This window comes from Flavobacteriales bacterium, assembly GCA_020435415.1.
GTDB lineage: Bacteria > Bacteroidota > Bacteroidia > JACJYZ01 > JACJYZ01 > JACJYZ01.
In genome coordinates, this window is sequence record JAGQZQ010000078.1 from 1 (window position 1) to 15,507 (window position 15,507).

The window sequence follows — 15,507 nt, forward strand, 5'->3', positions numbered from 1 at the left end:
AGACACACGTTTCCGATATGTCCACAATCAAGAAGAATTTGAAACACTCCACTCCGCCCTTGAAAAGAGCGGCAAAAGAAATTATAAATAAGCGTGATTAGTACTGACCAATACTAAAGTAAGAAATTTAACACAGAAAGTCACGTGTTTTATAAAATATTTTTTTTACCCCCTCTTAAAATATTTTATTTTGAAAATCAGACTAAAATTTCAAATCCGGCCAATATCTGTGGTGAATGTGTTAATTCCATAGTTAAACCATCCGTCACCATCCACCAATTCAACTTGAAAAATTAAACAGCGGCCTATATCCTCCTCAATAATGTTTATCTGATCAGGGTTACATGGCCGATCCGGCGCCAGGGATTTCCAAAACAATCCTTTGCTGTGACAAGCCAGACATAAACGTCCTGCTGGGCAACTTCCGCTCCATTATTCGCCGTTCCATCCCAGCCTTTCAAACTTTGGGTTTCAAAGATAAGATTACCCCACCGGTCAAAAATATACATCTGTACCTCGCAGAAGTTATACTGCTCTACACGGAAGAAGTCATTATCTCCATCACCGTTAGGGGTGAACGCATTGGGAATGTATATGGACGAGATGTCTTTTACACATACGGTATTAGGCACGCTGTCCGCACATCCATATTGGTTGATGATATACAGCATGACCGGATAGCAGCCGGTGTCAGGATAGGTATGATTGGGATTCTGCACCATGGATGTATCACCATCACCAAATGTCCAGAACCAGCTTATGGCATCTGTTGATTTATCCGTAAAGTCAATCACGGGACTCATTATGCTTACCTCCCATGGACTCGCCAGAAAATCAGCCTGAGGAAGAATGTCAATATTGCCAACCGTCGCTGTGCGGATGACAAAACATCCATTGGTATCAGTTACCGTAATGGTATACGTACCTGAGCAAAGCCCGGTCACATCTGCCGTGCTATCTCCTGAACTCCATAAATAGCTGTATCCCGGCGTCGCACCGGAGGCTGACACACTAACCCCACCCTCACAGTTGCCGCAAATCTCATTTTCTGCTGAAGGATTAATCACCAGAGGTGTGGGCTCATTGACTGTAGCGGATATGGTATCCTGACAGCCATTGTTATCCGTAACCGTAACCGTATAGGTCCCTGCACATAGTCCCGTTGCTATCGAATCCGTGGCACCGGAAGACCATAAATAGGTATATCCCGGGGTACCACCGGATGCAGAAACGGTTGCGCTGCCGTTACAATCTCCTGCACATAAGACATCGGTTGCTGAGGTGGTGGTGGTGACCTGGGTAGGCTCACTTACGATGGCCGATGAAGTATCCGTGCATCCATTGGCATCGGTGACGGTCACAAAATATGTATTTGCACACAAACCGGTACTGACAGAATCTGTGCCACCCGAAGACCACATATAAGAATAAGGCGGGGTGGCTCCCGTTGGAGTAACCGTAACCGTTCCGGTACAATCTCCGAAACAAGCCACATCCGTTGACGACGGCGTGAGCACCAGGGGTGTCGGCTCGTTCACGGTTCCAGAAATACTGTCCGTGCATCCGTTATTATCTGTAACCGTTACGGTATATGTACCTGCGCATAAACCGGAGATGGAGGTTCCGGTTTCTCCGGTACTCCATAGGTATATGTAGTTAGGCGTAGCGCCGGTCGCGGATACTGTTGCGGTCCCATCACAGTCATTCGCACACAACACATCCGTTGTGGTGATATTGAGCACCAATGGCGTTGGCTGATTTACCGTTGTAGTCGCTGTGGCCTGACAACCGATACTATCGGTAATGGTCACTGAATACGTTCCGGCACACAGACCGGATATGGAGGTACCTGACTGGCCGTCACTCCAGGCAAACACATAAGGTGGGGTGCCGGGTGTTGTTACAGTAACCGTAGCGGTCCCGTCACACGACCCGAAACATAACGCATCTGTGGCGGTTGCAGAGATCACCGGAGCACCGAAGTTCCTGACGGAATCCAGGGCTGCGGTCACACAACCGTTTGCATCTGTAACCGTCACATTGTAGTCACCTGCACACAAATCCGGACAAGAGGCGGAAGTGCAACCATTGCTCCAAAGGAAAGAAAAGGGAGCACTTCCGGTTGCGGATACGGATACCGATCCGTCACAGGCCCCGCAACCTCCGTTTACATGGCTGGTTGTTAGCACGGGCGGATCATTGATCACCACCGTAGCGGAAGTACTTTGTATGATTCCCAGGCTATCCGTTACCGTTACGTTATAAGTGGTGGTTGTGGCAGGGCATACCTGGTAAGGACCTGCTTCCGTGCCAATATTGGGACTCCACTGGAAGGTATAAGGAGGAGTTCCTCCGTCGATGGTCACCTCCATATCCGCGCATGCGGACGGTCCGGCACACATGGTATCTCCAATGAGAGATATGTTAAAGTTGCAAGGCTGTACGGTAACCGTGACCTGCTCCGAAAGCGAACACCCTCCACCCATTTGGGTAGCCACGGTAATGGTATAAGTAGTCGTGGTAGTCGGAGCAGGGTCAAGTACCAGTGTGGAGTCATTGCCCACCACTGTGCCATTGCCATCCGTCCATGTATAGGTAAGATCATCAGGTCCGGTCGCGGTGGAGTAGACCGTAACAGGTGTCATGCCCTCGCATATGGTTGTATCACCTCTCGACTCAAGCGTAACAACCCGGATGGTATCCGTTACCGTTGTAAAGCAACCTGAACCCGGAATGGATTCAAATTTAACCGTATAGATATCCATATCCTGAGGGTTGTTCACCGTATACGTCATGTCCGTACCTACCACATTACCGGTCGTATCCGGACCTTCATACCATATATAGTTCTGAAATCCGATAGGGGCAGGAAGGGTCACGGTCCCTCCGGTACCACATACAACAACCCCTTCATATATCACCGGATTGCAATATGTATCCAGATATGCATAGCCGAAGTGGCCACCCCGGTTGCAGTCTGCCGTGCAAAATTTGATAGTCACGGTTTGCCCTATGTAAGCGGTCAGATCTGTACCGATGGCCTTCCAGGGTTGCCACCAGATATCATTGTTTCCCGATGTTTTGATAAATCCATTACATTCTGCATCTATACTAACCTGTGTATACTCACCGCCACAACCGATGATGTCCCCACCCGAGTTGGTGATGGTTACTTCAAAGCGCGGGGAATCCATAAAGCCATGCTGGTTACCCGCCTGCTGGGGATCTTCCATGACAATGGCATACAAGTAGGTAAACATGGCATTCTGCGGGGTAACCACAAAGCTGCTTTGCAGACATTCACTTCTCCAACCCGGTTCATGGTTTCCGATCCTCACGGCATAGGTTCCTCCGCCGGGAGGCACAACGGGCAGGTTTCCGTTGGAATGAATATCGGTATTTCCGGCTGTTACAATGCTAAACCGGGCGGTATTGTTGATATTGGTATAGTTCGGGGCGGCGCCATTGGTCCACGTTCCCTGACTTAGATCTTTGCCACATGAATTCGGAAAATTATAATTGGTATTGGCCTGGATCTCCCCCCTGTCATCCACTCCTCTGTTGGCTACAATGGCATCCGCCTGTGAAAGTATGGCATTCCCTCCCACTGTGCCGGTCCAGTTGGTGAGGCAACCCGATTCAAAGTTCAGGTTGTTGCCGCAATCCTCACCACCTTCATTTCCGGAAATATCCGGTATAGGATTCGGACATTGTGTGATTGACACGTGGAAGTCCGCACAATCGCTGCAAGAGAACCCTGAGCAAACCGCACTTGCCACCACAATATAATAGGTCTGCCCACCCGTCAGGCTGAGATTATCCAGCACCAGCATCATGTTCTCCGAACCCTGCGGGGTGAGTGTGTACTGATTAAAATCAAGGCAACTTACACCTGGGGCACTGGGGCAGCCATCCAGAATCGCGACGCCCGCATTGGTTACATTGGCGTCGATTGCCCATTGCAATTGTATCCGGATATCGATGTTGAATGTGGGGGTGTATTGGAATACATAATCCAACCCTCCGAAGAAGTTGTTGTTCAGGCAGGCGACATTTGTATAGTCGCTTCCCATATTACAATTCGAAAGGAAAGTCTCGTAAAAGGGCAATCCATATATAGTATCAGGAGATGCACATGTCGACTGACCGCGTACATTTCCACATAACGCTAATGCAAAGACTAGCAAGCTGGTCCACTTTTTCATTCCTACGATTTAATTACGGTGGGAGACTCGCGATAGAGAGGACGGCACGATATCTTCCCGAAAAACAAATGGTACAACAACAATGGAAAAGTATTGATTTACCAACGCATTGTCAATGGTATCAGCGATAAAATCATATGCGTTTTGGCATCAGTATTTGTCGTTAAACCATTTATCATGTTTCACATTTTATTGATTATCAAACCGGAGCACATCCGTATTTTTTTGCTACGAATAAAGCCTTTCGTGTCCGTGCAACGGGTTTGTAAACCTACCAAAACATATTTATTATATTTGTTTATGCGTCACGAAATTATCATCGACCTTTCCAACAGCCCCTGGGTGCGATCTTCAGGACTGTAGTAATACCGCACCAAATCACCCCTCCCCTTTTCAATTGATCTTCCATATTAATTACACGCTTAACTTATGTCCAAAATATTAGTCATCGGCGCCGGCATGGTGGGTTCTGCCATTGCCAAAGATCTTTCGGAAAAATATCCGGTCACCTGTGCGGATGTTCATCGCGAATCTCTTCGCCAACTTTCCTCCCACCGGCCATCCATTGCCACCATTGAATTGAATGTATTGGATCTTCCTGCCTTGGAAACAGCCATTGGCAATGTAGACCTGGTGGTTTCTGCTGTACCCGGCTTCCTTGGTTTTCAAACGCTTTCTAACATCATCCCGTCAGGTAAGCCGGTGGTTGACATTTCCTTCTTTCCTGAAGACGCGCGTGAACTGGATCACATGGCAAAAAAGTATGGGACTACCGTTATTGTCGACTGTGGTGTGGCTCCCGGAATGGGCAACCTGATCCTGGGGCACTATGATAAAAAAATGAAGATCCGGTCTTTTGGATGTCTGGTAGGCGGACTGCCACGGATTCGACAGTGGCCGTTCGAATACAAGGCGCCGTTTTCGCCTGTGGATGTTATCGAAGAATACACCCGACCCGCACGATATGTTGAAAACGGGGAAGTTGTCACCCGTGAAGCTTTAAGCGATGTGGAGCATTTCTCATTTAAAGGAATAGGTACCCTCGAGGCATTCAATTCCGATGGACTACGATCCATCATTCATAGTTTTCCCCACATCCGGAACATGAAAGAAAAAACATTGCGCTACCCTGGCCATGCTGAGAAAATGCGTGCACTGAAGGAAGCTGGTTTTTTTTCAAATGAGGACATGGAGATCGGAGGTATAAAGATCAAACCGTTGGATGTGACCTCAAAGCTGTTGTTTGATTCGTGGAAGCTATCACCGGGTGAGGAGGAATTCACGGTTATGCGCATAACCATCGAAGGCATGAATCACGGCAATCAACCGCAACAAGTTGTATTTGAACTCTACGATCAATATGATGTTGCAACGGGAATCTCTTCCATGGCACGTACCACCGGCTACACCGCCACCGCTGCGGTAAACTGGCTTATTGAAAAATCATTTAACCAAACCGGTGTATTTCCACCTGAGTACATCGGAGCAATTGACGGGTGTCTTGAATATATTCTGGAATATCAGCAGGACCGTGGAGTAAACTATACCATTAACCACAGTTAGGGTGGGGTCATAAAAGAGAGAGTCACCCCCCTCCGGATGACTCCCTCATATCGCGACAAATCCGATAATGCCGCGCCCAGCCCGTCCGGTACCCATTATTATCTATTTCCCGGGCAGGTGTGGTTCTACAAAAGAAGCAATCCACTATGGGATGATAAAGCATCATCTACCCAATGTATCATTTGGGTTAACAAACGCCCTTTATTCCCGAATCAATGTTTTGAGATAAATAACCGAACGTGCTATTTATCAGTATTTTTCGCACGTTGGAAGATAAACTGAAGCTGTAGCTATACTACTTACCGGCCTGCTGCATATAATCAAGGGTAAGACCGGATAAAATGATCACCCCTAGCTTCATCCCACTTTCGTCAATAAAGAAATCCGGTGTATGATGATCCGGAGCTTCATCGGAAGTTAGGTTTTGTGCCTTTCCGCCTAGAAAGAAATATACACCTGGCGCCTTCTCCTGGTAGAATGAGAAGTCCTCGGCACCGGTCTGGGCATTCACCAGTCTGACATTCTCCTTGCCCGCCAAACGGTCCAGGGTCGGAATCATCTTCGCTGTCAGGGTCGGATCATTATAGGTTACCGGGTACCGGACGCTGTATGGGATCTTTACCTCTGCAACAGCACCGGCACTCTCCGCCGTTTTCTCCGCCACCTCCCTGACACGTGTTATCAGTAATTTTTCATCCTGCGGACTGAGCGACCGGATGGTGCCTAACATTTCCACCTGCTCCGGAATGATGTTGGACCTTACCCCACCGTGAATGGAGCCTACGGTCACCACACCTGCATTCTGCGTAACATCAAGGTTTCGGCTGACAATGGCCTGTAGGTTATTGATGATTTGGGCTGATGCAACCACCGGATCGGTGGCATTCCACGGGTAAGCTCCATGCGATTGCTTACCTTTTACGATGATCTGAAAGTCATTGACTCCAGCCATGGTTCCACCGGGGCGATAAGTAATGGTATTTACGGTCTGATCGGAACTGATGTGCAATCCGAACACGGCATCCACGTGCGGGTTCTCCATCACGCCTTCACTCACCATGAGCTTGGCTCCGCCTTCTTCCCCTTTGGGTGCCCCTTCTTCCGCAGGTTGAAAAATGAATTTCACGGAACCTTTCAATTCTGACTTCATGGCCGTAAGTACTTCCGCAACCCCCATCAGTATCGCGATATGTGTATCATGGCCACATGCATGCATGACCCCTACCTCTGCTCCTTCATACATGGTCTTCACTTTTGATGCAAAGGGAAGCTTTACCCTTTCCGTCACGGGCAGTGCATCCATATCTGCCCTCAACGCTACCACAGGACCGGGCTTATCTCCTTTCAACAAACCTACTACACCGGTAACGGCCACACCCGTCTTCACTTCCATTCCCAGTTTCTTAAGGTGTGCAGCAATGATCTCAGCCGTACGCGTTTCACGGTTACTTAATTCCGGGTGCTCATGAAAATCCCTTCGCCATGCAATGACCTTGGATTCCACTTTATCGGCGAGTTCACGGATCTTGTCGTCTGTTTTTGGTGTGGGAGAGATTGCCGTAAGGGATAGCAATCCGGCCAGAGCAAGGGGCTTAATCATAGTGCGGGTATTATTCGGTTAAGGTGATGGCCTCTCAGCATCCGCTTTCTGCCATCTGCTGTCTGTCTTAGAATCTTAGGTGCGGTCAGTCTTCTTTCATATTATGAAAAACCGCCTGCACATCATCATCCTCTTCAAGATAATCGAGTAACTTTTGTACCTCCGCACGCTGCTCTTCACCCAACTCCACCTGGTTGCCCGGAATTCGTTCAAGGCTGGCGGTTGTCACTTCAATGCCTTTTTCCTCCAGTGCTTTTTGCATGTTTCCAAAATCTGTGAACGCGGTGTAGATAAAGATTTTGTCATCGGCCTTTTCGATTTCTTCCAGGCCATGGTCGATCAGTTCCAACTCCAGTTCCTCCAGGTTCTGTCCACTGTCCTGGATCTCAAAAACGCCTTTCCTGTCAAACAGAAATTCTAGGGAGCCTGTCTTACCCAAACTTGCTCCTACACGTGTAAAACAATGGCGCACATTGGCCACCGTCCTGGTGGGATTATCGGTGGCGGTTTCAACGACAACAGCGACGGCATGGGGACCGTATCCTTCGTAGACCACCTCTTCATAATCCTTCATGTCCTTGTTGGTGGCCCTCTGGATAGCCGATTCTATATTGGCTTTCGGCATGTTGATGGCCTTGGCATTCTGGATAGCGATCCGCAATTGGGCATTGACTTCCGGATCAGGTCCTCCGCGCTTTGCAGCCATACTGATATCCTTCCCAACCCTGGTAAAGGCCTTGGCCATCTTGGCCCATCTGGCAAACATCCGGTGTTTGCGCTTTTCAAAAATACGTCCCATGATGATTTATTTTGATCGTATAAATGTAGCGAAAATGGTTAGAACCGAATGAGGTCCATCTTTGATGCTTGGTGATGTGGTGATTTGAAAATTTGGTGATGTGGTGACCTGCCTGCCGAAGCGCCGGGCCATTGCAGGGCAGGCAGGTGTGATGATTTGGTGATTTGATAATTGAAGGGATTGCCGGTGCTGCAAACTGCATGTGGAACACCAACCTTAAACCTTAGACCTTAAACTTTATATATCTTTGCTACCATGTCCATCACTTTAGGATTAATAAAAGAAACCAAGCGCCCGCCGGATCAGCGTGTAGCGCTTAGTCCGGGGGAGTGCCGTCAATTGAAAAGCACCTACCCCGACCTCAACATCGTGGTTGAATCTTCGGACCAACGTTCATTTTCAGACCAGGAGTACCTGGATGAAGGCGTTGCCGTTTCAACCGACATGCAGGGCTGTGATTATTTGCTTGGCATCAAAGAAGTGAATCCGGATCGGTTGATGGAGGGCAAGACCTACTTTTTCTTTTCGCACACGATCAAGAAGCAGGCATACAATCGTCCTTTGCTACAGGAGGTCCTGCGGAAGAAAGTGCGTCTGATAGACTATGAGACCCTAACGGATCCGGCAGGCAACCGGATCATCGGCTTCGGCCGCTTTGCAGGGATCATCGGCACTTACAATGCCATTCTTGGTTATGGAAAAAAATATGACCTGTTCCATTTGAAGCCTGTTCATCAATGCAGGGACAGAAATGAAATGGAAGAAGAGTTGCAGAAAGCCAAGCTCCATCATCTGAAGATCATCGTTACAGGTGGTGGACGTTCAGCGAACGGCGCCATAGAAACCCTGAGCACACTTAAGGTGAGAAGGGTCACGCCTTACGAATTTCTCACGTACCACTATATGGAACCGGTATACTGCCAGCTCCATTCAAAGGATTATTACGAAGCGAAAGATGGCTCATCGTGGCTGAAGGAAGAGTTTTACAAGCAACCCGAGAAGTACCAGTCTACCTTTTTGCCCTACACAAAAACCTGTGACCTGTTACTTGCCTGTCACTTCTGGGATCCGAGAACCGCTCCATTGTTCACCAGAGAACAAGTGCGTATGCCGGGATTCCGGATCAGTGTCATAGCAGATGTCACTTGTGATGTGGATGGATCGATTCCAACAACATTCCGGACCACCACTGCACAGGATCCTTTTTATGGTTACAATCCCGCCACGGAACAGGAAGGTGAACCTTTTGATAAATCGACTATCACCGTTATGGCTGTTGATAACCTGCCCAGTGGACTACCAAGGGATGCTTCCGAAATGTTCGGCCATGATCTGATGGAGCGTGTCATTCCTTCTATCATCCACGGCGATGAAGATGAGCTGTTGTTCCGAGCAACCATCGCGCAGGATGGGAAACTCACAGAACGGTTCGGTTATCTGAAAGACTTTGTAGAAGGGAAATAGTTATTAACGTAACCACTTAAATAGCTTAGGGACATTGGCTATGTCCATCCAAAATGTTGCCTTATAGATCCCTCGCTGCGCTTCGGTATGACAAAACGGTTTTGATTAATGAAATGAAAGAGGAAAGTGCGCGACTGACATTTTAGTGTTTAACAGCCCAGTCGCGCACTTTCCTCTTTCCGTGAGCCTTATGAGTCCTGTCATCCCGAAGCGTAGCGAGGAATCTTGTAAGAACAAATCCACCCCTTATACCAGGTTACGATAATAAGCGGTCAGCGTAGGGGTATCACCCTTTGAGCTTTGTGATCATAGCGGCGGGGTCCGGAGCGCTGAATACCGCATTTCCCGCGACCAGCACATCGGCCCCGTGAGACACAAGCTTAGCTGCATTTTCAATGCTTACACCACCGTCTATCTCCACATAGGCAGATGATCCGGTTTCCACCAGCAATTGCTTCAAGGATTTAAGTTTGGCGTAGGTAGATTCAATAAATGACTGTCCACCGAAGCCGGGATTTACGGACATCACGCACACCAGATCAATCTCCGGGGCCACATATCGTAACACATCCACTGATGTGTGTGGATTCAGCGCTACGCCGGCTTTCATACCTGCTGCACGTATGGCCTGTACTGTGCGATGCAGATGTACACAGGCTTCCGCATGAACGGTTAGCACATCGGCACCGGCATCCTTAAAAGTTTGAATGTATCGGTCGGGATCGACAATCATGAGGTGCACATCCAACGGCTTTGCAGCATGTTTTCGGATCGCTTTAATGACCGGTATTCCGAATGAGATATTGGGAACGAAAACGCCGTCCATCACGTCCAGGTGAAACCAGTCGGCCTGGCTTTCATTCACCATGGTGATGTCTTTATTCAGGTTGGCAAAGTCTGCCGAAAGAATGCTGGGTGCTACGAGGTGAGACACGGGATGGTTTGTGGTTTGTAGTTTACTTTGCCCGCCGTAGCTTTAGCAAAGGCGGGTGGTTTAGATCGCCTTCGCCTAGCCGCTTTAGCGGAGTCATGACTTAAAAACGATCCGGGGCAAAGTTAAGGATTAACTGCCTAACATTTCGGATAGGCACCAAATGCAAACAGGGAATGTACGATGGTTGTACATTCCCTGTTCAGGTATTGATTGCCTGCGGCGGTTTTAGCCGAGGTATGTTTTCAGTATTTTGCTTCTGGAAGTGTGCTTGAGTCTGCGAATGGCTTTCTCCTTGATCTGACGCACACGTTCACGGGTCAGGTCAAAACGTTCACCGATTTCCTCAAGGGTCATGGTATGTTCACCGGACAATCCAAAATACAGACGGATCACATCGGCTTCCCGTTGTGTTAAAGTTTTCAGTGCTCTTTCAATCTCTCTGCGCAGGGAGTCATTGAGAAGTGTTGCATCCGGGCGCGGACTGTCATCACTCTGAAGAACATCGTACATATCGTTTTCCTCTCCCTGTACAAGGGGAGCATCCATGGAAACGTGTCTTCCTGAAGACTTCATAGACTCCTTCACATCATCTTCGGATATCTCGGTCAACTCGGATATCTCGCCGGCGGATGGTTCCCTCTCGAAATCCTGTTCCAGTTTTGCGAAGGCCTTATTGATCTTGTTTATCGATCCGATCTTATTGAGTGGAAGTCTTACAATTCTTGATTGTTCTGCGAGGGCCTGAAGAATGGATTGACGAATCCACCATACGGCGTAGGATATGAACTTAAAGCCACGGGTTTCATCGAACCTTTGGGCAGCTTTGATAAGGCCGAGGTTTCCCTCATTGATAAGGTCAGGTAAGGTTAAGCCCTGGTTCTGGTATTGTTTGGCAACTGACACCACAAAACGGAGATTGGCTTTGGTGAGCCTTTCAAGGGCAAGCTGGTCGCCCTGCTTGATCCGCCGGGCCAACTCGACCTCTTCCTCTGCTGTGATCAGTTCAACTTTACCTATTTCCTGGAGGTACTTATCCAGGGAAGCCGTCTCTCTGTTGGTGACCTGCTTCGTAATCTTAAGCTGCCGCATAATTCTAGTCTATCTCTTCAGAATTTAAAATACGACTTGGTAAACGTGATGAAAGGAAAATTGGTTTCAACTCCTTGCCGTGCAACGAATCATTTTTTCCTTTTACACGGCGGTTCATAGTATCCCTCCGCCGTCTATAAGAAGGTCATGGAGGTTATAATAAAAACCGGGTTTTACCAACCCCAGCAGGTGCCAAGTTATCAATCCACTTTCCTGCTGTTACTCGGGTTCCACATTCTTTGCCCTTAAAACAAAGATGATCATTTTAATTTAAAATGACAAGGCACGATTTCCCATCGTGCCTTGTCTACATTTCCTATTGAAGCGGGGGTTATTTTACCTCTTCGCTTTGGGTCTCAGATTGTTTCTCCGGTTTTGGGAGGAGTACTTTTCTGGACAATTTGATCTTACTGGTTTTGGGGTCGATGCCAATGATCTTCACTTCTATCTCGTCTCCTTCCTTCAGAACGCTCTCGACAGTTTCGAGTCTCTTCCAGTCTATCTCTGAGATATGAAGCAATCCATCCTTACCCGGCATGATCTCTACAAAGGCACCAAAAGCGGTGATGGTCTTTACCTTTCCTTTATATACCTCTCCAACTTCGGGTACGGTGGAAATTTGTTTGATCCTGGCAACAGCCGCATCGATGGATTCCTTGTTTGATCCGGAAATATCCACGATACCTTTACCATCTACTTCTTCGATCACGATGGTGGTACCGGTCTTCTCCTGAAGGTCCTGAATGATCTTACCACCGGGTCCGATCACCGCACCGATAAACTCCTTCGCAATGGTTAATTGTACGATACGTGGTGCGTGTGGTTTGTAATCATCACGGGGTTGTTCGAGGGTCTCAGCCATTTTGGACAGGATGTGCAAACGACCGGCTTTGGCTTGTTCCAGGGCTTCCATCAAGATATCATATGACAGTCCGTCTACCTTGATATCCATCTGGCATGCGGTGATACCATCTTTGGTTCCGCATACTTTGAAGTCCATATCCCCGAGGTGATCTTCATCTCCAAGAATGTCCGACAATACTGCATATTTGCCCTGATCGTCCATGATCAATCCCATGGCGATGCCGGATACAGGCTTTTTCAACTTGATACCGGCATCCATCATAGCGAGGGTACCTGCACAAACGGTGGCCATGGATGAAGAACCGTTGGATTCAAGAATGTCCGATACGATACGAACAGTGTACGGAAGGTCTTTAGGAACCTGATTTTTCAGAGCTCTGTTAGCCAGGTTACCGTGACCGACTTCCCTTCTGCTGGTGCTCATCATACGCTTTACTTCTCCGGTTGAGAATGGCGGGAAGTTATAATGAAGCATGAAATTGTTCTTGCCTTCGAAAATAGCTCCGTCAATGATTTGCTCGTCTAACTTGGTACCCAACGTTACCGAGGTGAGGGATTGGGTCTCCCCCCTGGTAAATACCGCTGAACCGTGTGCAGAAGGAAGATAATCCACTTCACTCCAGATGGGACGTATCTCATCTGTTTTTCTGCCATCCAAACGAATACGCTCATCCAAAACAACACGGCGAACAGCTTCTTTTTCTGCTTTTGAAAGATAACGGCCAACCATACGCTCTTTAACGGCTAGTTCCTCTTCCGGGGTGGTTTCTCTGAAATGTTCAATGAACTCTTCACGAACCGCACCGAACTTTTCTTTTCTTTCTCCTTTATTTGCCAGGGCTGATTTGGCAATATCATAGAACTTCTGGTAGGTTGCATTTCTAACGAGCTCACGCAACTGATCATCATCTTCCTGATGAGAATAAGTGCGCTTCACGTGAGATTTTTCAACGGCTTCGCCCAGCTCTTTTTGCAATTGACACTGTGCTTTGATGGCCTCGTGCGCTACTTTAATGGCTTCCACCATATCTACTTCGCTCACCTCACCCATTTCGCCTTCCACCATGCACACATCTTTCTCGGTTGCACCTACCATCAGATCGATGTCGGCGTTGGCCAGCTGGCTGATGGGTGGGTTCACCACAAACTTACCATCAATGCGTGCCACACGTACTTCGGACACGGGGCCATTGAATGGAATATCGGATACCGCCAGTGCTGATGCAGCTGCCAGACATGCGAGTGAATCGGGGGTGGTATCGGTACCGGCGGAGACCAGATTCAGAATGATCTGTGTTTCCGCAAAGTAGTTATCGGGGAACAATGGGCGCAGCGCGCGGTCTACGAGGCGACACACCAATATTTCATGTTCAGAAGGGCGGGCTTCTCTTTTGAAGAAACCTCCGGGGATTTTACCTGCAGAAGCAAATTGCTCACGGTATTCTACGGACAATGGAAAGAAGGCCGGGTTTTCTGCGGCATCTTTATTTGAAACCACGGTGGCCAGGAGCATGGTGTCACCCATGCGCACTACGACAGAACCATTGGCTTGTTTTGCCAGCTTACCTGTTTCCACGGAGATGGACCTTCCATCACCCAGGTCGATTGTTTTTGTTACTACGTTCATCTTTTTTCTTTATTAATACATCTGATTACAACTATCTATATACTCTGATTGGTCTGATACAACTTATAAAATGCGGGATCGTCTTTGTAAGACAAGGGAGTAAATAAAAAAAAGGCAATTGCGTGAATTGCCTTTTTTCTTGGGGGTTACTTACGGATATTCAGCTTTTTAATGATCGCCCTGTATCTTTCGATGTCGCGATCCTTCAGGTAATCCAGTAGATCTCTTCTCTTACCTACCAACCTGATCAGCGAGCGCTGCGTGCCATAATCCTTCTTATTCTCTTTCAAATGATTGGTCAGATGATCGATACGTGTTGTGAACATCGCGATCTGTGCCTCTGATGAACCGGTATCCTTTTCAGATTTTCCGTGCTCTTTAAAAATCGCTTTTTTGTCTTCCGCTGTTAAATGCATATACTTTTCTTCTAATGGACCGCAAAGATAAGGAAATTAATCCCAGAAAATCAACAGTATCATATTTTGCCTGCACGACATTACCGGTAAGTGTTTATTAATAACATTAACACTCTGAATAAAAGCACTTTAATGTAACAAGAAATGTATTTCCGTAGAATGAGTTCCGGTATTTAATTTCCAACCGGTTCAAGCACCTTTGTAGCTGCCATCAGGCCAGCACCCGCATCGAATGTATGCCCTACCGTTTGTAAGGCCATTTCAATCGCGCCAATAGTAGCCAATATATCACCCATATTGGCTGTTCCCATGTGTCCGACCCTGAAATACTCATCCCGGATAGCCTTATGAAGTCCACCGGCAATGATAGCTCCACCTGCACGCACGGCTGGCAGAAAACTACCTCCGGTTACCCCTTCCGGATACCGGATGGCAGACAAGGTCCTGGCTGCAAATGACGAATCCACAGGCACCTGCCCCATACCCAGTGCTGCCATACCCGCCTTAAATGCCTGACTGATCACTGCATGTCTCTCCCATCTCTCCGTCATGCCTTCCTCTAAAATCTGCCCCAAACTCACGTGCATAGCTGCCACAAGGTTTGTAGCCGGTGTTCCAAAATAGGCCGGTTTACCCGCTTCGTAGGCTTCCATCACAGGCAGCCAGTTGGTCCAGTCGGCATAGTAGTTGGAAACCGGTGTCTTCCTGTTCCTCCAGGTATCCATCGCATTCTTACCAGCCACCAGCAGTGCCAGACCGGCCGGCACAGACAGTGCTTTTTGTGATGCTGTCAAGGCCACATCAATGTTCCACTCTTCCTGTTTGAGCTCTTCCCCGGCGATGGAACAAACACCATCGAGTACCGTCAACACCCCATACTTTTTACCTAAAGCACCCAGCGGCTTCGGATCCACGCGAACGGCGGTGGATGTATCCACATGGGTGA

10 protein-coding genes are annotated in these 15,507 nt (G+C 48.1%); 2 read left to right on the plus strand and 8 right to left on the minus strand.

The window, feature by feature from the left end; all coding sequences use genetic code 11:
- Positions 1 to 326: 326 nt before the first annotated feature.
- Complete coding sequence (locus KDD36_11595) at positions 327 to 4,205, minus strand: gliding motility-associated C-terminal domain-containing protein (GenBank protein ID MCB0397293.1); 3,879 nt, start codon at positions 4,203 to 4,205, stop codon at positions 327 to 329.
- Between the two features lie 429 nt (positions 4,206 to 4,634).
- Between KDD36_11595 and KDD36_11600 the strand changes: the two genes are divergently transcribed.
- Positions 4,635 to 5,768, plus strand: coding sequence for a saccharopine dehydrogenase NADP-binding domain-containing protein (locus tag KDD36_11600; GenBank protein MCB0397294.1), 1,134 nt, complete (start codon positions 4,635 to 4,637; stop codon positions 5,766 to 5,768).
- A 295-nt stretch (positions 5,769 to 6,063) separates the two neighbouring features.
- On the opposite strand, the gene KDD36_11605 is transcribed toward KDD36_11600, so the two are convergent.
- Together KDD36_11605 and KDD36_11610 are read right to left on the minus strand one after the other, a co-directional pair.
- Positions 6,064 to 7,368, minus strand: a complete 1,305-nt coding sequence (locus tag KDD36_11605; protein MCB0397295.1) for an amidohydrolase — start codon at positions 7,366 to 7,368, stop codon at positions 6,064 to 6,066.
- Between the two features lie 85 nt (positions 7,369 to 7,453).
- Entirely contained in the window at positions 7,454 to 8,167 is a 714-nt protein-coding gene (locus KDD36_11610) for a YebC/PmpR family DNA-binding transcriptional regulator (GenBank protein MCB0397296.1), read from the minus strand.
- 255 nt (positions 8,168 to 8,422) lie between these two features.
- Between KDD36_11610 and KDD36_11615 the strand changes: the two genes are divergently transcribed.
- Positions 8,423 to 9,631: an alanine dehydrogenase gene (locus KDD36_11615; GenBank protein ID MCB0397297.1), complete on the plus strand. Its 1,209-nt coding sequence runs from the start codon at positions 8,423 to 8,425 to the stop codon at positions 9,629 to 9,631.
- A gap of 286 nt (positions 9,632 to 9,917) precedes the next feature.
- Here the strand turns inward: KDD36_11615 and KDD36_11620 are convergent, their stop codons facing one another.
- The 5 genes from KDD36_11620 to KDD36_11640 form a co-directional block, all read right to left on the minus strand.
- On the minus strand, positions 9,918 to 10,565 hold the full coding sequence (locus tag KDD36_11620; protein ID MCB0397298.1) for a ribulose-phosphate 3-epimerase: 648 nt from the start codon (positions 10,563 to 10,565) through the stop codon (positions 9,918 to 9,920).
- Between the two features lie 225 nt (positions 10,566 to 10,790).
- The gene (locus KDD36_11625; GenBank protein MCB0397299.1) at positions 10,791 to 11,654 is read right to left on the minus strand and encodes a sigma-70 family RNA polymerase sigma factor; all 864 of its coding nucleotides are present in this window, start codon (positions 11,652 to 11,654) and stop codon (positions 10,791 to 10,793) included.
- Positions 11,655 to 11,985: 331 nt separating this feature from the next.
- Positions 11,986 to 14,145: a polyribonucleotide nucleotidyltransferase gene (pnp, locus tag KDD36_11630; GenBank protein MCB0397300.1), complete on the minus strand. Its 2,160-nt coding sequence runs from the start codon at positions 14,143 to 14,145 to the stop codon at positions 11,986 to 11,988.
- A gap of 146 nt (positions 14,146 to 14,291) precedes the next feature.
- A complete protein-coding gene (gene rpsO, locus KDD36_11635) occupies positions 14,292 to 14,561 on the minus strand; it encodes a 30S ribosomal protein S15 (protein MCB0397301.1) in 270 nt (89 codons plus the stop codon).
- 173 nt (positions 14,562 to 14,734) lie between these two features.
- Positions 14,735 to 15,507: alanine--glyoxylate aminotransferase family protein (locus KDD36_11640; GenBank protein ID MCB0397302.1), on the minus strand; the 773-nt coding region annotated here is incomplete at its 5' end.

Excerpts from the sequence above, each read along its gene's own strand:
- KDD36_11595 (MCB0397293.1), bottom strand. The coding sequence starts at position 4,205 with ATGAAAAAGTGGACCAGCTTGCTAGTCTTTGCATTAGCGTTATGTGGA.
- KDD36_11600 (MCB0397294.1), top strand. The coding sequence starts at position 4,635 with ATGTCCAAAATATTAGTCATCGGCGCCGGCATGGTGGGTTCTGCCATT.
- KDD36_11605 (MCB0397295.1), bottom strand. The coding sequence starts at position 7,368 with ATGATTAAGCCCCTTGCTCTGGCCGGATTGCTATCCCTTACGGCAATC.
- KDD36_11610 (MCB0397296.1), bottom strand. The coding sequence starts at position 8,167 with ATGGGACGTATTTTTGAAAAGCGCAAACACCGGATGTTTGCCAGATGG.
- KDD36_11615 (MCB0397297.1), top strand. The coding sequence starts at position 8,423 with ATGTCCATCACTTTAGGATTAATAAAAGAAACCAAGCGCCCGCCGGAT.
- KDD36_11625 (MCB0397299.1), bottom strand. The coding sequence starts at position 11,654 with ATGCGGCAGCTTAAGATTACGAAGCAGGTCACCAACAGAGAGACGGCT.
- pnp (MCB0397300.1), bottom strand. The coding sequence starts at position 14,145 with ATGAACGTAGTAACAAAAACAATCGACCTGGGTGATGGAAGGTCCATC.
- rpsO (MCB0397301.1), bottom strand. The coding sequence starts at position 14,561 with ATGCATTTAACAGCGGAAGACAAAAAAGCGATTTTTAAAGAGCACGGA.